At 69.6% G+C, this 18,556-nt stretch carries 14 protein-coding genes; 8 read left to right on the top strand and 6 right to left on the bottom strand.

What is annotated here, in order from left to right; all coding sequences use genetic code 11:
* Nucleotides 1-109: 109 nt before the first annotated feature.
* Together E3O32_RS12975 and E3O32_RS12970 are read left to right on the top strand one after the other, a co-directional pair.
* Nucleotides 110-1,891: an ABC transporter ATP-binding protein gene (locus E3O32_RS12975; RefSeq protein ID WP_134510155.1), complete on the top strand. Its 1,782-nt coding sequence runs from the start codon at nucleotides 110-112 to the stop codon at nucleotides 1,889-1,891.
* A 55-nt stretch (nucleotides 1,892-1,946) separates the two neighbouring features.
* Nucleotides 1,947-2,918, top strand: a complete 972-nt coding sequence (locus tag E3O32_RS12970) for an acetylxylan esterase (protein ID WP_134510153.1) — start codon at nucleotides 1,947-1,949, stop codon at nucleotides 2,916-2,918.
* A gap of 225 nt (nucleotides 2,919-3,143) precedes the next feature.
* Here E3O32_RS12970 and E3O32_RS12965 read toward each other — a convergent pair whose 3' ends face one another.
* Complete coding sequence (locus E3O32_RS12965; RefSeq protein WP_134510151.1) at nucleotides 3,144-4,154, bottom strand: LacI family DNA-binding transcriptional regulator; 1,011 nt, start codon at nucleotides 4,152-4,154, stop codon at nucleotides 3,144-3,146.
* A gap of 284 nt (nucleotides 4,155-4,438) precedes the next feature.
* Between E3O32_RS12965 and E3O32_RS12960 the strand changes: the two genes are divergently transcribed.
* From E3O32_RS12960 to E3O32_RS12935, 6 genes are all read left to right on the top strand, one after another.
* Nucleotides 4,439-5,734: an ABC transporter substrate-binding protein gene (locus tag E3O32_RS12960; RefSeq protein ID WP_134510149.1), complete on the top strand. Its 1,296-nt coding sequence runs from the start codon at nucleotides 4,439-4,441 to the stop codon at nucleotides 5,732-5,734.
* A gap of 125 nt (nucleotides 5,735-5,859) precedes the next feature.
* Nucleotides 5,860-6,819: a carbohydrate ABC transporter permease gene (locus tag E3O32_RS12955; protein ID WP_134510147.1), complete on the top strand. Its 960-nt coding sequence runs from the start codon at nucleotides 5,860-5,862 to the stop codon at nucleotides 6,817-6,819.
* Complete coding sequence (locus E3O32_RS12950; RefSeq protein WP_134510146.1) at nucleotides 6,816-7,640, top strand: carbohydrate ABC transporter permease; 825 nt, start codon at nucleotides 6,816-6,818, stop codon at nucleotides 7,638-7,640. Before E3O32_RS12955 ends, E3O32_RS12950 begins: the two co-directional genes overlap by 4 nt.
* Nucleotides 7,640-10,234: a glycoside hydrolase family 2 protein gene (locus E3O32_RS12945; RefSeq protein ID WP_241974931.1), complete on the top strand. Its 2,595-nt coding sequence runs from the start codon at nucleotides 7,640-7,642 to the stop codon at nucleotides 10,232-10,234. Before E3O32_RS12950 ends, E3O32_RS12945 begins: the two co-directional genes overlap by 1 nt.
* The gene (locus E3O32_RS12940; protein ID WP_338145201.1) at nucleotides 10,231-11,157 is read left to right on the top strand and encodes a glycoside hydrolase family 113; all 927 of its coding nucleotides are present in this window, start codon (nucleotides 10,231-10,233) and stop codon (nucleotides 11,155-11,157) included. Before E3O32_RS12945 ends, E3O32_RS12940 begins: the two co-directional genes overlap by 4 nt.
* 36 nt (nucleotides 11,158-11,193) lie before the next feature.
* Entirely contained in the window at nucleotides 11,194-12,135 is a 942-nt protein-coding gene (locus tag E3O32_RS12935; RefSeq protein WP_134510144.1) for an N-acetylglucosamine kinase, read from the top strand.
* Between the two features lie 513 nt (nucleotides 12,136-12,648).
* On the opposite strand, the gene E3O32_RS12930 is transcribed toward E3O32_RS12935, so the two are convergent.
* The 5 genes from E3O32_RS12930 to E3O32_RS12910 form a co-directional block, all read right to left on the bottom strand.
* Nucleotides 12,649-14,703: a DUF222 domain-containing protein gene (locus E3O32_RS12930; protein ID WP_134510142.1), complete on the bottom strand. Its 2,055-nt coding sequence runs from the start codon at nucleotides 14,701-14,703 to the stop codon at nucleotides 12,649-12,651.
* Between the two features lie 115 nt (nucleotides 14,704-14,818).
* Nucleotides 14,819-15,370, bottom strand: coding sequence for a Fe-S cluster assembly sulfur transfer protein SufU (gene sufU / locus E3O32_RS12925; RefSeq protein WP_134510140.1), 552 nt, complete (start codon nucleotides 15,368-15,370; stop codon nucleotides 14,819-14,821).
* Nucleotides 15,367-16,683, bottom strand: coding sequence for an aminotransferase class V-fold PLP-dependent enzyme (locus E3O32_RS12920; RefSeq protein ID WP_134510138.1), 1,317 nt, complete (start codon nucleotides 16,681-16,683; stop codon nucleotides 15,367-15,369). Before E3O32_RS12920 ends, sufU begins: the two co-directional genes overlap by 4 nt.
* 293 nt (nucleotides 16,684-16,976) lie before the next feature.
* Entirely contained in the window at nucleotides 16,977-17,732 is a 756-nt protein-coding gene (locus E3O32_RS12915; protein ID WP_134510136.1) for a sulfate/molybdate ABC transporter ATP-binding protein, read from the bottom strand.
* On the bottom strand, nucleotides 17,729-18,493 hold the full coding sequence (locus E3O32_RS12910) for an ABC transporter permease (protein WP_241974929.1): 765 nt from the start codon (nucleotides 18,491-18,493) through the stop codon (nucleotides 17,729-17,731). The genes E3O32_RS12915 and E3O32_RS12910 overlap by 4 nt, the downstream gene beginning before the upstream one ends.
* Nucleotides 18,494-18,556 lie beyond the last annotated feature (63 nt).

Here is an 18,556-nt window from a genome sequence, read left to right as displayed (position 1 = left end):
CGCCAGGGCAGAGGACGCACCCCGTCAACGCATTCGACCGCCGCCCGCTTGAGGCCGACGGCCGAATCGTTATCGCCGCGCCCCCGCGCGGCCGTCGAAGAGGTGTGCCATGGGTGACCCGTCCCGAACGAACGCGATCGAGCAGGGTGTCGTCAAGACCGAGCCGTTCCGGTCGTTCCTCCGCCTGCTCCGGCCCTACCGCGGCCGGCTCTCACTCTCCACCCTCGCCTTCCTGGTCAAGGACAGCCCGGCCTGGGTGCTCCCGCCGTTGACCGCGGCGATCATCGACATCGTCGTCGCGCGCGGCCCTCTGCCCAGCCTGTGGCTGCTGGCCGGGCTGGCGACCGTGCTGCTCACGCTGAACTACCCGTTCCACATGCTCTACGTGCGCGGCTCCAGCCGTGCCACCCGGTCGATGGCCGTCGACGTGCGCAACGCCCTCACCGAGCGGCTGCAGCGCCTGTCGATCGGGTTCCACAACCGACAGAGCGCCTCGATCGTGCAGACCAAGGTGGTGCGCGACGTCGAGAACCTCGAGCTGATGATGCAGCAGGCGTTCCCGACCGTGCTCTCCACCGTGTTCACCCTCACCGGCGCGATCGTGATCACGGCTATCGCGGTGCCCGCGTTCGTGGGCGTCTTCGCGGTCACCGTGCCGGTTGCCGCGCTGCTCGTGCGGTACATCCGCACCCGGGCGGGCGCGCGCAACGAGAACTTCCGGCTGGAGGTGGAACGGTTCTCGGCCGGCGTCGGCGAGATGGCCGCGCTCATCCCGATCACCCGCGGCCACGGGCTCGAGCTGGTGGCCTCGAAGCGGGTCGCCGGGCAGGCCCGCAGCGTCAGCGTCGCCGGGCAGGAACTGGACACCCTCAACGGCCGGTTCGGCGCGTTCTCCTGGGTCTCCTACCAGGTGCTCGGCGTGGCCTGCCTGGTCGGGGCATCCGCTGCCTCGATCACCCAGCTGATCCCGATCAGCCCGGGCCAGGTGGTGCTGCTCAGCACCTATTTCACCGTGCTGACCGGGGGAATCGTCAACCTGCTCAATGTCACGCCGGTGGTCTCCCGCGGCCTCGAGTCGATGCGCTCGATCGCGGAGATCATGGAGGAGCCCGACGTCGAGGTCAACGACGGCCGCGACCTGGTCGCCTCGGTCTCCGGCGCGATCGAGCTCGACGGGGTTACCTTCCAGTACCTCGGCGGGCGCTCCGCCCTGACCGAGATCAGCCTGTCGATCCGGGCCGGAGAGACCATCGCCCTGGTCGGGCCCTCCGGCTCCGGCAAGTCCACCCTGCTCAACCTCGTGCTCGGCTTCGTGCGCCCGACCACGGGACGGGTGCTGCTCGACGGCCACGATATGAACACCCTGGACATGCGCAGCGTGCGCAGCCACGTGTCGATCGTGCCGCAGGAGTCCGTGCTGTTCGAGGGCACGATCCGTGACAACGTGGCGTACGGCCTCACCGGGGTCGACGACGAGAGAATCCTCACCGCCCTGCGCGGCGCGAACGCGCTCGACATCCTCGGCCCCGCCGACTCCCCGGGCGGAGCCGGCCTCGACGCCATCGTCGGCACCCGCGGCTCCGGCCTCTCCGGCGGGCAGCGGCAACGCCTCGCGATCGCCCGGGCCCTGGTGCGCGACCCGCGCATCCTCATCCTCGACGAGCCCACCAGCGCGCTCGACGCCGACTCGGAGGGCATGGTGAAGGATGCCCTCGCCACCCTGTTCCGCGACCGCACCACCCTGATCGCCGCGCACCGGCTCTCGACCATCAGGGAGGCCGACCGGATCGCCTACATCGAGAAGGGCCGGATCGTCGAGCTCGGCAGCCACGACGAGCTGATGGCACTCGGCAACCGGTACGCCCGCATCGTTTCCCGCCAGACCACCTGACCAACTGATTTTCCCCGCTCTCCCGGAATCCCGGCTCCAACCGAAAGGCCCCGCCATGCCCCGTTTCGACCTCAGCCTCCCGGAACTCCGGGAGTACCGCCCCCAGGTCGCCGAACCGGCCGACTTCGACGATTTCTGGCGCAGCACGCTTGCCGAGTCCCGCCGCTTCCCCACCGAACCCCGGCTGACCCGGCAGGAGTCACCGCTGACCCAGGTCGAGGTCTACGACCTGGTTTTCCCCGGCTTCGGCGGTCAGCCGGTGCACGCCTGGTACCTGCTCCCGGCCGGCACCACCGGGCCTCTGCCTGCGATCGTCGAGTACAACGGCTACGGTGGCGGCCGCGGCCTCCCCCACGAGCGCCTGGCCTGGGTCACCGCCGGCTACGCCTACCTGTTCATGGACACCCGCGGCCAGGGCAGCGTCTGGGGTTCCGGCGGCGACACCCCCGACCCGAACGGCACCGGGCCATCCGTGCCCGGGTTCATGACCCGTGGCATCGAGCGGCCGGAGGACCACTACTACCGGCGGGTGTACACGGATGCCGTGCGCGCCATCGACGCGATCCGCACCCTGGAACGGGTCGACCCGGCCCGCGTCGCGGTGTGCGGAGGCAGCCAGGGCGGCGGCATCGCCCTCGCCGCGGCCGGGCTCGCCGACGGGCTCGTCGGCGTGCTGCCGGAGGTGCCGTTCCTCTGCCACTTCGAGCGGGCCGTCGGGATGACCGAGGAGGACCCGTACCAGGAGATCGTGCGCTACCTCTCGGTGCACCGGGACGCCGCGGAGCGGACCTTCCGCACCCTGTCCTATCTCGACGGGGTGAACTTCGCCGCCCGGGCCACGGCGCCCGCCCTGTTCTCGGTGGGGCTGCTCGACCCGGTCTGCCCGCCGTCGACGGTGTTCGCCGCGTTCAACCGCTACGGCGGCGACGCGGAGATCGAGGTGTACCCGTTCAATCAGCACGAGGGCGGCGGCGGGCATCACTGGGTGCGCCAGTCGGCGTGGCTGGGGCGCGTGCTGGCACGGTGAGTGAGCCTGCCGGTGATTGAGCTTGCCGAAATCACCTCACGCGAGGTGTCTCGACGGGCTCGACCATCGGTCGCTCAGACCTCCGTTGCCCGCAGCTTGCCGTCAAATTCGACGGAGATTTTCGCGTTTTGGCGCCTCCCCGGGCCGATTTTGAGCCGATTCGGGCAGAATTACCGTCGAATTCGACCGGCTCGACCACCGGTGCGGTGGGTGAGCCTGCCGAAATCAGGTGAGCGGGGGCGGGATCTCGCCTGACCCGCGGTGGATTACCCGGGTGGGGATCTCGAGCTGCTTGGTGAAATCGGAGGGGTCGGCGAGGCGCTCGAGCGCGAGCCGGGCGGCCGTGCGGCCGAGCTCCATGGTGTCGTAGCCGACGACGGAGATGCCTAGGGCATCCGCCAGCTCGAAGTCGTCGAAACCGATGAAGGCCACCGCCGGTTCCCGGTCGCGGAGCACGCGCACCGCCCCCGCGCTCGCCCGGTTGTTGCCGGCGACTATCGCCGTCGGCGGGTCCGCCCGGTCGAGGAGGTCGCGCACGGCCTGCTCGGCCGAGATGGCCGGGTCGTCGTCGACCCGTTCCCACCTCGCCGTGTCCGTGACCCCCACCTCGCGAAGCGCCTCCCGGTAGCCGGCGAGCCGCTCGCGCAGCGTGTACATCGCGGAGGGGTTGCTGACGAAGCCGATCTTGCGGTGGCCGAGCGCCGTCAACGACCGCACGGCATCCGCCATGCCCTGGCGGTTCGCTAGCACCACGGAGTCGGCGAGCAGGTTCCGTGCCGGACGGTCGACGCTGATCACGGGCGTGCCCAGCTGCCGTTCGCCGTCGAGGTAGGACTGGTCGTCGGCGACCGGGATGAGCAGCAACGCGCGCACCCGCTGGGCGAGCAGCGCGTCGACGACGACCTCCTCGCTCTCGGGGGTGTCGTCGGTGGTCGCCAGCACCATGGTGAGCCCGCTCGCGGCTAGCTCCCGCTCGATCCCGGCGGCCACGTGGAAGTAGAACGGGTTGGTGAGGTCGCCGATCACGAAGGCGACGGTGTTCGAGACCGCGCCCCGGCGGAGGCTCCGAGCGATGTTGTTCGGCCGGAAGCGCAGCCGCTTGGCCGAGCCGAGCACCCGCTCCCTGGTCTCCGCGCTCACATTGCCTGCCCCGGCGAACACCCGGGACACGGTCTTGGAACTCACGCCCGCCAGCCGGGCCACATCGGCCAGGGTGGCGCGGGACTGGGTGGTCACTCGGGATTCCTGGGCACGGACACACCCTATGTCAACGTGGGACATTTTGGTAGACATTCTTCCGACATTCGGGGAGATACACACCCATCGGCTCCAATGAATGACTGGGATTTCGGGCGGCAAAGATGGAGTGGACACGTCAAGACAGCGCTGACATTTGTGCTTGACATAGCTTTCTTAAGTCGCCTAACGTAGGCCCGACAGCAGCACCGGAGATTCACGAGTCGCGAAGTCGCGGTCGTGCCTCAGCGGGTCAAGGGTGACACCGAACAGGAGAAAAACAGATGGCAAAGAAGCTCATCGCAGGAGTGGCCGTTCTCGCGGCCACCGCATTGCTCGCCGGATGCTCGTCCGGCGCGTCGGGTTCGACCGGCACCGGCAAGGTCACCGGTGAGATCACCGTGCTGACCAACCGCACCGACATCGTCGACACGACGTTCAAGGACTACGCCGCCCAGTTCGAGAAGGCGTACCCGGGCACGAAGGTCAAGTTCGAGGCGATCGCCAAGTACGAGACCGACGTCGCCACCCGCATGTCGAGCGGCAGCTACGGCGATGTGCTCCTCATCCCGAACACCGTCACGAAGGCGCAACTCCCCCAGTTCTTCGAGCCCCTCGACAGCGTGAAGAAGCTCAGCGAAACCTACCGGTTCGTCAACGAGGCCGCCTACGACGGCAAGGCCTACGGCGTCGCCCAGACCGGAAACGCCCAGGGCATCGTCTACAACAAGAAGGTCTGGAAGGCGGCCGGGATCACCGACCTCCCGAAAACGCCGGACGAGTTCCTGGCCGACCTCAGCCTGATCAAGGACAAGACCGACGCCGTCCCGTACTACACCAACTACAAGGACGGCTGGCCGTTGAGCCAGTGGGACGGCAACCGCGCCATCACTGGCGACGCCGACGAGTCCAACAAGCTGATCGCCTCCGACGCCCCCTGGGCCACGGGCCAGTACCACGAGATCACCGACGGACTGCTCTTCGACATCGTCAAGGACGGCCTCAGCGAGGCAGACCCCACCACGACCGACTGGGAGACCTCAAAGGGCTCCCTCGGCAGCGGCAAGGTCGCCTCGATGGTGCTCGGCTCCTGGTCGATCACCCAGATGCAGGATGCCGCGGTGACCGCCGGCGGCGACAAGGAAGACATCGGCTACCTGCCCTTCCCGTACCAGGTCGACGGCAAGTTCCACTCGACCGTTGCCGGCGACTACAAGAACGGCATCAGCGTCAAGTCCGAGAACAAGGCGACCGCCCGCGCCTGGATCGACTGGTTCGCCCAGAAGTCCGGCTACGCGGCCGCTCAGGGCGGGCTCTCCCCGCTCGTCGACGGCGAGGTGCCGGCGATCCTCGCCGACTTCACCACGGCCGGCGTCGAGTACCTCGAACTGACCCCGGCCCCGGCTGGCAAGGAGACCCTCGAGAACGACATCGTCAGCGCCTCCGAGATCGACCTCACCGGCAACATCTACCGGGCGAAGCTCGTCGACATCGCCCGCGGCGCAGCCCAGGGCGACAAGGCCTCGTACTTCGCCGAGCTGAACAAGAAGTGGGCCGACGCGGTCAAGTCGATCGGCTAAGCAGCACCCTGCAGGACCGTTTCCACCCAGCACGACCGTTTCCACCCAGCACGACCGTTTCCACCCAGCACGACCGTTTCCACCCAGCAGCACCGTGGGGAGTATCCCCGAAGAAAGGACACCGGATGTCGCAACAACTGGCTCGCCGGACGCCCGGGGATACTCTCCGCACCATCACCAGCCGTTTCGTCCGCACCGAGGTGCGCGGCGGCCGGACCCACACGGCCATCGTCATGCCCTGGCTGTTCCTGGCCATCCCGCTAGCGCTGCTGCTGACCTTCACCTACATCCCGGTCGGCAACATGATCTGGTACAGCTTCACCTCCTGGGACGGCCTGGACCAGACCAAGAAGGTCGTCGGCTTCGACAACTTCCTCCGCATCTTCACCCAGCCGCAGTACTGGCAGGTGTTCGCGGTCAGCCTCTACTACTTCGCCGCGTCGTTCCTGCAGATGGCCCTGGCGCTCTACTTCGCCACCATCCTCAGCTTCAAGACCCGGTTCCGGAGCCTGTTCAAGGGCATCCTGTTCTTCCCGTACCTGATCAACGCGGTCGCCATCGCGTTCATCTTCCTGTTCTTCTTCCGGCCCGGCGGCACCCTCGACGCGGTCCTCGGCTTCCTCGGCATGGGCGGCCTGTCCACCCAGTGGCTCGGCAACCCGGATGCCGTCAACTACTCCCTGGCCGGCGTCGCCATCTGGCGCTACATCGGCCTGAACTTCGTGCTCTTCCTCGGCGCGATCCAGTCGATCCCCGGTGAACTCTACGAGGCGGCCGACCTCGACGGCGCCAACAAGTGGCACCAGTTCCGCTACATCATCGCCCCCGGCATCCAGCGCATCATCAGCCTGTCCTTCATCCTCGCCATCGCCGGAAGCCTGTCGGCCTTCGAGCTGCCGTTCATCATCACCGGCGGGGCCAACGGCAGCACCACCTTTGTGATCCAGACGATCCAGACGGCGTTCGTGTTCCGCAAGGTCGGGCTCGCCTCGGCGATGGCCGTGATCCTGCTCATCATCGTGCTGCTCGTCACCTGGATCCAGCGCAAGGTCGTCCCCGACGAGAAAGTGACCCTGTCCTCATGATCCGTTCCCTCTGGACCACCGGGAAGTACGCCTCCCTCGTGCTCGGTTCGCTGGTCGCCCTCGTGCCGATCGTGGTGATCGTCTTCGCCTCGCTCAAGACCAACACCGAATACGCCACCTCCGGCCCGCTCGTGCCGCCGGAGAACTGGCTCAACTTCGGCAACTTCGTCACCGCGTTCGTCAAGGGACGGATGCTCACCGGCTTCCTCAACACGACCTTCATCGCCGTCGTCTCGGTGACCGGCACCATCCTGATCGGTACCATGGCCGCCTACGTGCTCGACCGGTTCGAGTTCCGGTTCAAGAAGCTCGTCTTCGCGCTCTTCCTGATCGCGACCCTCGTGCCCGCAGTGACCACCCAGGTGGCCACCTACCAGGTCGTCAACTGGTTCCACCTCGTGAACACCCACGGCGCGGCGATCATCCTGTTCATGGGCACCGACATCCTCTCGATCTACATCTTCATCCAGTTCATGCAGTCCATCCCCCGGTCGCTCGACGAGGCCGCCATGCTCGACGGCGCCAGCCGTCTCGGCATCTACTGGCGGATCATCCTGCCGCTGCTCGGCCCGGCCATCGCCACCGTCGTGATCATCAAGGGGATCGCGATCTACAACGAGTTCTACATCCCCTACCTCTACATGCCCGGCCAGGACCTGGCCGTGATCAGCACCTCGCTCTTCCGCTTCCAGGGCCCCTACGGCGCCCAGTGGGAGGTCATCGCGGCAGGCATCATGATCGTGATCCTGCCGACGCTCATCATCTTCCTTTTCCTGCAACGATTCATCTACAACGGCGTGACCTCGGGAGCTACCAAGTAATGACGATCCACATCGACCAGACCATGCCCGCCGACCGGGCCGGGTCCGCCAGCCGTGCCGTGTCTCCCGACCGTGCGCTGATCGCTCCGACAGTCGCCCACCCGATCCGCCGCTCGCTCGGCGCCGATTGGACCGTCGCTTCCCTGGACGGCCCGGTGCCCCGCGAGGTACGCCAGGCCGTGATCCCGGCCACCGTGCCCGGCTCGGTGCACACCGACCTGCTGGCCGCCGGGCTGATCCCCGACCCTTACCTCGACGACAACGAGCACCGGCTCGCCTGGATCGGCCTGACCGACTGGCGGTACACCAAGACCTTCGCCTGGCAGCCGGGCGGCGGCACGCAGACCGAGCTGGTCTTCGACGGCCTCGACACGATCGCGTCGATCGAGGTGAACGGGCACCCGATCGGCGAGACACGCAACATGCACCGCCGTTACCGGTTCGACCTGCGGCCCCGGCTGCGGGCAGGGCTGAACGAGCTCACCGTCACGTTCCGCTCCCCCGTGCGGGCAGCGGATGCCGCCAGTCTCGACCTCGGATACCGCCCCCACGTGAACCACCACCCCTACAACGCGATCCGCAAGATGGCCTGCAGCTTCGGCTGGGACTGGGGCATCGACACGAGCACCAGCGGGATCTGGCGCCCGGTGACGCTGGAGAGCTGGTCGGTGGCACGGATCGAGAGCGTGCGCCCGATCGCCACGGTCGGCGGGGTCTCGACAAGCTCGACCACCGGCGGGGGCCACGGCGAGACCACCGGGAGCGTCGACGTGCACGTCGAGATCGCCCGGGCCGGCGACGAGACGCTGGCCGTCACGGCATCCGTCGCCGGAGTGACGGCGACCGTCGAGCTCGCGACCGGGGAGACGACCGCGGTCGTGCGCCTGGAGCTGCCGGGGGTCGCCCTCTGGTGGCCCCGCGGCTACGGCGAGCAACCCCTCTACGACGTGGACGTCACCCTCAGCAGCGCCGCCACCGAACTCGACACCGCGACCAGGCGGGTCGGCTTCCGCACGGTCGAATTCGACACCGCGCCCGACGACGCGGGCACCCCGTTCACAATCGTGGTCAACGGCCTGCCCGTCTTCGTGCGCGGCGCCAACTGGATCCCCGACGACGCCTTCCCGCACCGGGTCGACCGGGCCCGCTACCAGCATCGGATCGAACAGGCCGAATTCGCCAACATCAACCTGATCCGGGTCTGGGGCGGCGGCATCTTCGAGGCCGACGACTTCTACGAGCTCTGCGACGAGCGCGGCATGCTCACCTGGCAGGACTTCCTGCTGGCCTGCGCCGCCTACGCCGAGGAGGCGCCGCTCGGCGACGAGATCGAGGCCGAGGCCCGCGACAACGTCGCCCGGCTGGCCGCGCATCCGTCGCTGGTCGTCTTCAACGGCAACAACGAGAACCTCTGGGGCCACGAGGAGTGGAACTGGAAGAAGCGCCTCGATGGCAAGACCTGGGGTGCCGGCTACTACTACGAGGTGTTCCCGCGGATCGTCGCCGAGCTCGCCCCGCACATCGGCTACACGCCGGGCAGCCCGTTCTCCCCGGGCCCCGCGCCGGACGACGGAGGGCACACGCCGAACGACCAGCGCCACGGCACCATGCACATCTGGGACCTCTGGAACCAGCGCGACTACCCCGACTACCGCGAGTACACGCCGCGGTTCGTGGCCGAGTTCGGCTGGCAGGGCCCGCCGACCTGGTCGACCATGACCGGCTCGATCAGCGACTCCCCGCTGACCCCGGAGTCGCCGGGCATGCTCGTGCACCAGAAGGCGATGGAGGGCAACGTCAAGCTCACCGACGGCCTGCTCGCGCACTACCCGCTGCCGGACGAGATCGACGCCTGGCATTGGGCGATGTCGCTGAACCAGGCGAACGCCATCAGCACCGCGGTCGAGCATTTCCGGTCGCTGCAGCCGCATTGCATGGGCAGCATCGTCTGGCAGCTCAACGATTGCTGGCCGGTCACCTCCTGGGCGGCCGTCGACGGTTACGGACGGCCGAAGCCGCTGCTCTACGCGCTCCGGCACGCCTACGCCGACCGGCTCGTCACCGTCCAGCCGCGAGACGGCGGGCTCGCCGTGATCGTCGTCAACGACTCGGCCGAGCCCTGGGCCGGTCCGCTGATCGTCGCACGGCTCACCGACACTGGAACCGTGCTCGCCGAGCACAGCGAGCAGGTCACCCTGCCGGCGCGGTCCACCGTGACCGTGCCGCTGCCGGCATCCGTGGCCCGGCCGACGGATGCCGCGTCGGAGCTCCTGCGCGCGGGCCTTGCCGGCGTGCGCGGCCACTGGTTCTTCGCCGAGCCGAGGGACTCCCACCTCAGCGCCCCCGCGCTCGACACCCGGCTCGACCGGGTCGAGGGCGGCTACCGGCTCACCGTCACCGCGCACACCCTCACCCGCGACCTGGCCCTGCTCGTCGACAAGGTCGACCCGGCCGGCACCGTGGACGACATGCTCGTGACGCTGCTGCCGGGCGAGAGCTCCGTCTTCACCGTCACCTCCGCCGCGGAACTCGATCTGGCGGCCCTGTCGGCGCCGACGGTGTTGCGCAGCGGAAACCAGCTGGTCAGGCCGTGACCGCCGCCGCCGAGGCGCTCGACGGCCCGGTCTGCGGGATGACCTGGGGCTGGACCGGGGTGCGCGGGGACTGGGCCACCGCCGAGGCTCGGAGCTCGATGGCCCGGATGAGCGAGCACGGCGTCAACTGGACCGCCCTGGCCTACGCGGCCGTGCAGGAGAACGCGCAGTCGACCGAGATCCCGTTCGACCGGGAACCCACCGTCACCGACCAGGAGGTGCGCTGGGCGATCCGCGAGGCGAAGGCCCTCGGGCTCAAGGTCTGCCTGAAGCCCGTGGTCAACTGCGCCGACGGTACCTGGCGCGCCTACATCGGCTTCTTCGACTGGGAGGTGCCCGGCGAGCCCGGCTGGGCCGACTGGTTCGAGTCGTACACGGCGTTTATCCTGCACGCGGCCCGGATGGCCGAGGCCGAGGGCTGCGAGATGCTCTGCATCGGCTGCGAGATGGTGCGCGCCGACGGCCAGGGTGCCCGCTGGCGCATCCTGATCGCCTCCGTGCGCACGGTCTACTCGGGGCTGGTCACCTACAACTGTGACAAGTACCAGGAGGATCACATCGACTGGTGGGACGCGGTCGACGTGATCAGCTCGAGCGGCTACTACCCGCTGGGCTCCTTCCCGGCCGAACTCGACCGGATCGAACCGGTCGTCGCCCGAGCCGGCAAACCGTTCTTCTTCATGGAGGCCGGCTGCCCGAGCCGCACCGGCTCCGCCGCCAGGCCGAACGACTGGGCGCTGCCCGGCTCCCCGAGCGGGGCGGAACAACTGGGATACTACGAGGACATGTTCGCCGCCGCCGGCGAGCGGGAGTGGATGCTCGGTTTCATGCTCTGGGACTGGCCGCCCGGCTCTACCCGGCCGGCGAGGCATCCCGGAATGACGACTACTGCGTCTACGGCAAACCGGCCGGGGCGTTCCTGACCCAGCACTACCGTGCCCTGCAAGGACTGACCTCTCATGAGTGACCGACCCCGTTTCCTGTCGATCGATGCCGGCCAGACCGGCATCCGGGCGCTGCTTCGCGGCGAAGGCGCTGCCGAGGAGACCTTCGAGTTCGCGGGGATCCGCACCGACACCGACCTGATCCCGCAGCTGGTCGACGTGGTCACCCGGGTGGCCGGTGCATCCGGCGCGTCCATCCACACCGTCAGCGCCGGGATCTCCGGCTTCACCTACTCTCCCGCCGACGCCGACGGGCTGCGCGCGGCGACCGGCGCCCTCGGCGTGCGCGAGGTGTGCCTCGCCCACGACTCTGTCACCTCGTACCTCGGCGCGCTCGGCGACGGCCTGGGCGCTGTGATCGCGGTCGGCACCGGCGTGGTCACCCTCGCCGTCGGCGAGTTCGCGGTCACCAGGATCGACGGCTGGGGCAACCTGATCGGTGACGCCGGCAGTGGCTACTGGATCGGCCGCGCCGCCCTCGACGCGGTCATGCGCGACTACGATGGGCGCGGTCCGCGCTCGGCGCTGACCGACGCGGTGCGAGAGGACTTCCCCGACCTGGAGACGGCCTACCTCGAACTGCAGGGCGATCCGGGCCGTGTGAGCCGTATCGCGGCGTACTCCCGGCATGTCACCGCGCTGGCCCCGACGGATGCCGTCGCCGCCGCCATCTGCGTCGCCGCGGCCGCCGAACTCGTGCTCTCGGTCGCGGCCGGGTTGCGCCGCGTCGGCGAGGGATCCGGCGAGTCCCCGGTCGTCTGCGGCCTCGGCGGGGTGCTGCGGGCACCCGAGATCAATCTGCCGTTCGAGCAGGGCCTCCGCGCCCTCTGGCCGGCCATCGACATTCGCTCGCCGATGGCCAGCGCCCTCGAGGGCGCCGCGCTCCTCCCTCGCCTCGCCCGTCAGAGCGCCCTCCGGGACCGAGTTGCGGTCTCCGCCTCGTCCATCGCGGATTAGGCCAGGCCCCGGAGGTCAAGCCCGCCGAGACCGCGAGACCCCACAGTGGTCGAGCCCCTCGAGACCCCGAGACCAACAGTGGTCGAGCCCCTCGAGACCCCGAGGCCCCGAGACCCCGAGACCCCGAGACCCCGAGACCCCACGATGGTCGAGCCCCTCGAGACCCCGGAACTAGCGGTGGTCGAGCCCCTCGAAACCCCGCGACACCGAGACCCCGAGATCCCGCGATCCCGCGATCCCGCGATGATCGAGCTCGTCGAGATCCCGAAACCCCGATGATCGAGCTCGTCGAGACCTGGAGGCATGACTCCTGCGGGCCCACTCACCGGTGGTCGAGTCCGTCGAGACCCCAGAACTCGCGAAGTCGCGCCCGTCGAGACCCCTGAACTCGCGAAGTCGAGCCCCCGAGCCCCGGAGAACCCGCGGTTGTCGAGCCCGAGGTGGTCCAGTGCCATGCTTCGGCGATCTCACTTGTCGGTGGCGTTGCCGGTCGGGGCCCGGTGAACCTGCCGGTCAGTCGGTGTCCCGGTCCCGGGTTGGCGTGCCCGGGTCGAGTTGGCGGTGGGTCTTGCTGGGGAGGGGGATGAGCGTCTGTTTCGGGTCGACCGAGACCGGTGGCTTCAGCCAGTAGTGGTCGCCGCCCCGGAGGATGACCCAGGCCGTGTTGTGGAGGAGCAGGTGGTGGGGGTGGCAGAGGCAGACTCCGTCGGCGAGGTCGGTGTAGCCGTGTTCGAGGAGCCACTCCTTGAGGTGGTGGGCTTCGGTCCAGGCAGGTGGCCGGTCGCAGTCGGGCCAGACGCAGCCGCCGTCGCGGGCGCCCATGGCGGTGCGTTGGGCCGGGGTGAAGAGGCGTTGTTCCCTGCCGACGTCGATGGGTTGGCCCGTGTTGTCGAAGAGGATTCCGAGGTAGCCGGTGTCGCAGAGTTGTCGTTCGACGGTGGCGAGGGAGATCGGAGCTGGGCTGCCCTCGATGGACCCGTGCCCGGCCGCCAGGACCACGGCCGTCCCCGGCCGGCCGGGCTCGCCGGACAGGTCGGCTTGGCAGGCATGGCCGGTTTGGCCGGTTTGGCTGGCATGGCCGGTTTGGTCGGTTTGGCTGGCATGGCCGGTTTGGCTGGCATGGCCGGTTTGGCTGGCATGGCCGGTTTGGCCGGTTTGGCCGGCTTGGCTGGCATGGCCGGGTTCGCCGGGTGCACTCGATTGGCCGGATAGATCGGGCTCGCTGGGTTGGCCGGATAGATCAGGCTCGCTGGGTTGGCTGGGTTGGCCAGGCTGGCTGGAGGGAGCGGCTGTGTCAGGTCTGGCCGCTGGAATAGGCCGGAGGAGTGACCTGCCCGGCGCTCCCAGCGCTTCAGGTGCTCCGGAGGCGCCGGGTTCTGACGGTGTTACTGGTATAGAGGGGGACGTGCCGGCCGGCGCCGGGGTTGCGCTGCCGCCGCCGGCACCGGCACCGGTGTTGGCGTGGGTGGCGTTGGTGAGGTCTTTCTGGGTGACGATGATGCGCACGGCGGGGCGGCGGCCGCCGAGCATCTGGCCGGGGTCGACTTCGCCGGCGATCTTGAGTAGTTGCACGAACGAGTCCGCGGCGATCTGCGCGGTGCTGCGCGGGTCGTCCTGGACGGCCTTGGCCCAGGCTTTGCGCTTCTTGTCGACGAAGCGCACCCCGCCGCGTCTGGGGCTGGTGATCGAGTCGTAGGTGGAGAGCACGAACTCGCCATCTTCGGGGGCGAAGAGCCCGTGCAGGCGGACCATCCCGTTGGCGAGGCGGTAGACCTTGAGGAACCGGTCGTCGTAGGCCTGCTTCTCGCGGGCGGCGATGCCGGCCTGGTCGAGGTCGTCGCGCATCCTTCGGGCGCGGGTGAAGCATTGGTCCGCATTCAATTGGCCGGCTTCGGCGAGGAGCCGGGTGAGGGCGGTGGCGAGTTTGTCGGCGGTGACGGCGGTGTCGATATCGCCCAGGCCCTTGCGAATCGATTCGGCGGCGTCGACGGAGAGGGTCCCGGCGGTCACGGCGCGAGCGATCGGCGCCTGCCACGACACCGGGCTGCCCGGATCGGGCGGGACGCCCACAGATCCGGCCCCGGAACCATCAGCGCGACCGTCGAGACCGCCCAAGTCGCCGCCCGCACCACCATCGACACCAGCCCCGTCGACACCAGCCCCGTCGCCGTCGGTCCCGTCAGCGCCAGTCCCGTCGGCGCCGGGCGACCCGAGGCCGTCTGCGGCCTGCCGGTCGGCGGTCTCGGCCCGGGCGAGCATCGTGCCGACGGCGACGAGCTTGAATGCTTCGTTCTTGCTTGAGCCGGTGACCTTCTGGATCATCGCCTCCGGGGAGAGGAACCCCTGCTGCGCGGCCAGGCCGGAATGGCCCAGCTCCGGGCGGGACCGGTCGGCGATGGTCGCGGCCATCCACGCGGCGTACACCTCGAGCAGGCGGCGGGCCTTTGCGATCTCCCGCTGACCGGTCAACACGACCGCGTCAGGAAGGGCTTCCAGGTCGGCGCTGGAGCAGCCCAGGCGGGCGACGGCATCCGCTGCCTGTCTGAGTTGCTCTGCCGGTGAGTCCATGCCACGAAGATACCAAAACACGAACACAAATTTGAGGGTTCGTCACTACTTGTGGATAACTTATTCGAAGATTCATTCTCCGGTCTCGGCAGGCCCGACCACAGGGCAGGCGATGCTATTCGGCGGCGGGGAGCAGGGCAGCCTCGAAGGCTACCCAGGCGAGCATCGCGCACTTGACCCTGGCCGGGTAGCGGGAGACGCCGGAGAAGGCGGCCGCGTCACCGAGGATCTCCTCGTCGGGTTTGATCGTGCCCCGGGAGCGCAGCATCTCCCGGTAGAGGTCGAGCATTGCCCTGGCCTCGGCGACGGTCACGCCACGCACGGTGTCGTGAAGCACGGATGCCGACGCCATCGAGATGGAGCATCCGTCACCGCTCCAGGCGAACTCTTCGATCACGGCCTCTTCACCGGGGCCGCGCACGCCGACCCGCACGGTGACCTCGTCGCCGCAGGTGGTGTTCACCTGGTGCGACTCGCCCACCCGCAGCCCGTCGGGCCCCGGTGCGGCCGACCCAGGCTCGGCCGCCGCAGGCACGACTGACGCAGGCACGACCGACGCAGGCGCGGCCGGGATCGGCGGCAATCCCTCGGCCGGGGCGCCGTGCCTGGCCTTCGCGTGGTCGAGGATGATCTGCTGGTAGAGCTGCTGCATCGCGGTGCTGGTCATGAACGGACTCCGAAGAACGGCGCAACCTCGCGCAGGGTTGCCAGGAACTGGTCCACCTCGTCGGTGGTCGTGTAGAGGTAGGTGCTCGCGCGCGTGGACGCGGTCACGCCGAGGCGCCGGTGCAGCGGCTGGGCGCAGTGGTGCCCGACCCGCACCGCGATTCCGGCCTCGTCGAGGTACTGGCCCACGTCGTGCGCGTGCACGCCGGCCAGGTCGAAGCTGGCCAGGCCGATCCGTTCCACGCCGAGGCCCGGCCCCAGCACGCGCACACCGGGGATGTCGCTGAGCCCCGCGACGAGGCGCTGGCCGAGCTCCGCCTCCCGGGCCGCGATGCGCTCCATTCCCGTCTCGGTCAGGTACCCCACGGCGGCGGCGAGGGCGATCGCCTGGGAGATGCGCTGGGTACCCGCCTCGAACCGCTGCGGCGGGGCGAGGAACTCGGCTGTGTGCATGTCGACGGTCGTGATCATCGAGCCGCCGGTGAGGAACGGCGGCAGGTCGGCGAGCAGGCCGGCCTTGCCGTAGAGCACTCCGATGCCGGTCGGGCCGAGCATCTTGTGGCCGGAGAAGACGGCGAAGTCCACGTCGAGCGCCGCGACGTCGACGGGCAGGTGCGGCACCGACTGGCAGGCGTCGAGCAGCACCAGCGCGCCGACCGCTCGGGCCAGGGCGACGAGCTCGACGACGGGATTGATCGTGCCGACGACGTTCGACGCGTGGGTGACGGCGAGCAGGCGGGTGCGGGAGCCGATCACGGTGGCCGCGGCGGCCAGGTCGAGGGTGCCGTCATCCTGAACCGGGATGAACCGCAGGGTCGCGCCGGTGCGCAGCGCGAGCTGCTGCCACGGGATCAGGTTGGCGTGGTGCTCCATCTCGGTCACGACGATCTCGTCGCCCGCGCCGAGCCGGAACCGCTTCGCCGCCTCGCCGCCGAGGCCGAGCGACGCGTTGGAGAGGGAATAGGCCACCAGGTTGACCGCCTCGGTGGCATTCGAGGTCCAGACGACCTCGTCGGTCTGGGCGCCGATGAAGGCGGCGACCGTGGCGCGGGCGGCCTCGAACGTCTCGGTGGCGCCGAAGGCGAGGGTGTGCGCCCCGCGATGCACTGCGGCGTTCCGCTGCTCGTAGAACTCCTGCTCCGCCTCCATCACGCTGACCGGGTTCTGCGAGGTGGCCCCCGAGTCCAGATAATTCAACGGATGCCCGTTGACCCGGGTTTCCAGGATGGGGAAGTCGTTGCGGATCCGGGCCACCTCCTCGTCCGTCAACGGGCGAGCGGTCGCACGGGTGGACGAGGTTGTGGGAACGGTCATTGTTTAAGCGTATTCCTTTGCCCGCGGATTGCGCACCGCGTGACGGCCCGCGACCGCACCGTGGCCAATTCAGGAGAACTGCCCGGATGCCGCGGGTCGGGCCCCGGAATCACGCGGAATCCCGGTCGCCGGCATCCGTTTGTCCTGAATTCGGCACAGGGAGGCGGAGGCAGGAAGCAAGAGCAGGAGCAGGAGCAGGAGCAGGAGCAGGAGGCGGGAAGCAGGGGCGGGAAGCAGGGGCGGGAAGCAGGGGCGGGAAGCAGGGGCGGGAAGCAGGGGCGGGAGGCGGGAGGTCAGGTGGCCGCGGCCGGGCCGGCGGGGCCGACCGAGAGGTCGAGGCCGAAGGTCAGGGCACGGGTGAACTCGGTCTGCGGCTGCGCGAACACAGCGCGAGTCGGGCCCTCCTCGACGATCCGGCCCCGGTCGAGCACGATCACCCGGCTGGCGAGGGCCAGGGCGTCCAGCGGGTCGTGGGTGACCAGGATGACCGACCGTCCGGCCAGCACCCGGTGCAGGAGCCGGCGCTGCGCGGGCACCGCGGCCACATCGAGCGCGGTCATCGGCTCGTCGAGCAGCAGCAGCCGTGGATCCGCCGCGAGGGCCCTGGCCACGGCCACCCGCTGCGCCTGCCCGCCGGAGAGCGCGGTCGGCCGCCGGTCGGCGAGGTCGGCGACCTCGGCCGCGGCCAGCCACTCGTCGGCGACCTCCCGGGACCTGGCCCGGGACTCCCCCGCGCTGCGCGGGCCGAACGCCACGTTGTCCCGCACCGAGAGGTGCGGGAAGAGCAGCGGTTCCTGGGCGAGCAGCGCCGTGCCGCGGGCGTGCGGCGGCAGCCAGACGCCCGGTCGGCCGGGGCCCAGGTCGAACAGGACCCGGCCGTCCAGGCTGGCCCGGCCGACATCGGGCCGGAGCAACCCGGCGCTGATCTCGACCACGCTGGACTTGCCGGCCCCGTTGGAGCCGAGCAGGGCCACGGTCTCCCCCGGCGCCACAGCGAACGAGACGTCGAGGCCACGCCGGGCGACCACGGCCGCCAGTTCGAACGTCACGAGAGCACCCGCGGCCGGTGCGTCGCGACCATGACCACCACGGCCACGGCAACGAGCACGAGCGCCAGCGCCACCGCGGCATCCGGGTCGGTCTCCCGCTGCAGGTAGATCTCCAGCGGCAGGGTGCGGGTGACTCCCTCGAGGCTGCCGGCGAAGGTGAGGGTCGCCCCGAACTCACCGAGGGCGCGGGCGAAGGCGAGCACGGCACCGGAGACCAGGCCGGGCAGCACGAGCGGAAGTGTCACCCGCCAGAACACGACGCTGGGGGTGGCGCCGAGGGTCGCCGCGACGGCCTCGTAGCGTGCGCCGGAGGCCCGGAGGGTGGACTCGACGCTGAGCACGAGGAATGGCAGGGCGACGAAGGTCTGGGCGAGCACGACGGCGGTGGTCGAGAAGGCGATTTGCAGGCCGAGAACCTCGAAGCTCTGGCCGAGCAGACCCCGGCGGCCGAAGGTCGACAGCAGGGCGATGCCGCCCACGACGGGCGGCAGCACGAGCGGCAGCAGCACGGCGGCGCGCACCAGCCGCTGCCCGGGGAACCGGCTCCGGGCCAGCACCAGGGCCATCGGCACCCCGAGGACCAGGCAGAGCACGGTGCTCGCTGCCGCGGTTCGGAGGCTCAGCAGCAGCGCGGTGACCGCGGACGGCAAAGTGACCAGGCTGCCGAAGTGGGCCCAGTCCACCCGGCCCGTCATGCCTGCGATCGGCAGCACGATGAAGAGCGCGCCGAGCGCGGCGATGGCGAGGATCCAGCGCGGCACGCCGAGCGTGACCGGTCCGACCGATCCGGCCGGTCCGGTCGGTCCAGACCCCCAGGCCGGCCG

The sequence above is a fragment of the Cryobacterium mannosilyticum genome (genome assembly GCF_004402705.1).
GTDB classification, from domain to species: Bacteria; Actinomycetota; Actinomycetes; order Actinomycetales; family Microbacteriaceae; genus Cryobacterium; species Cryobacterium mannosilyticum.
The sequence above is the reverse complement of the archived record's forward strand: the minus strand, read 5'-3'. Positions and strand labels throughout refer to the sequence as shown.

Bases quoted from the DNA above. Each gene is read 5' to 3' on its own strand.
- E3O32_RS12950 (WP_134510146.1), top strand. From the start codon at position 6,816: ATGATCCGTTCCCTCTGGACCACCGGGAAGTACGCCTCCCTCGTGCTC.
- E3O32_RS12975 (WP_134510155.1), top strand. From the start codon at position 110: ATGGGTGACCCGTCCCGAACGAACGCGATCGAGCAGGGTGTCGTCAAG.
- E3O32_RS12970 (WP_134510153.1), top strand. From the start codon at position 1,947: ATGCCCCGTTTCGACCTCAGCCTCCCGGAACTCCGGGAGTACCGCCCC.
- E3O32_RS12930 (WP_134510142.1), bottom strand. From the start codon at position 14,703: ATGGACTCACCGGCAGAGCAACTCAGACAGGCAGCGGATGCCGTCGCC.
- E3O32_RS12955 (WP_134510147.1), top strand. From the start codon at position 5,860: ATGTCGCAACAACTGGCTCGCCGGACGCCCGGGGATACTCTCCGCACC.
- E3O32_RS12935 (WP_134510144.1), top strand. From the start codon at position 11,194: ATGAGTGACCGACCCCGTTTCCTGTCGATCGATGCCGGCCAGACCGGC.
- E3O32_RS12920 (WP_134510138.1), bottom strand. From the start codon at position 16,683: ATGACCGTTCCCACAACCTCGTCCACCCGTGCGACCGCTCGCCCGTTG.
- E3O32_RS12945 (WP_241974931.1), top strand. From the start codon at position 7,640: ATGACGATCCACATCGACCAGACCATGCCCGCCGACCGGGCCGGGTCC.
- E3O32_RS12960 (WP_134510149.1), top strand. From the start codon at position 4,439: ATGGCAAAGAAGCTCATCGCAGGAGTGGCCGTTCTCGCGGCCACCGCA.
- sufU (WP_134510140.1), bottom strand. From the start codon at position 15,370: ATGACCAGCACCGCGATGCAGCAGCTCTACCAGCAGATCATCCTCGAC.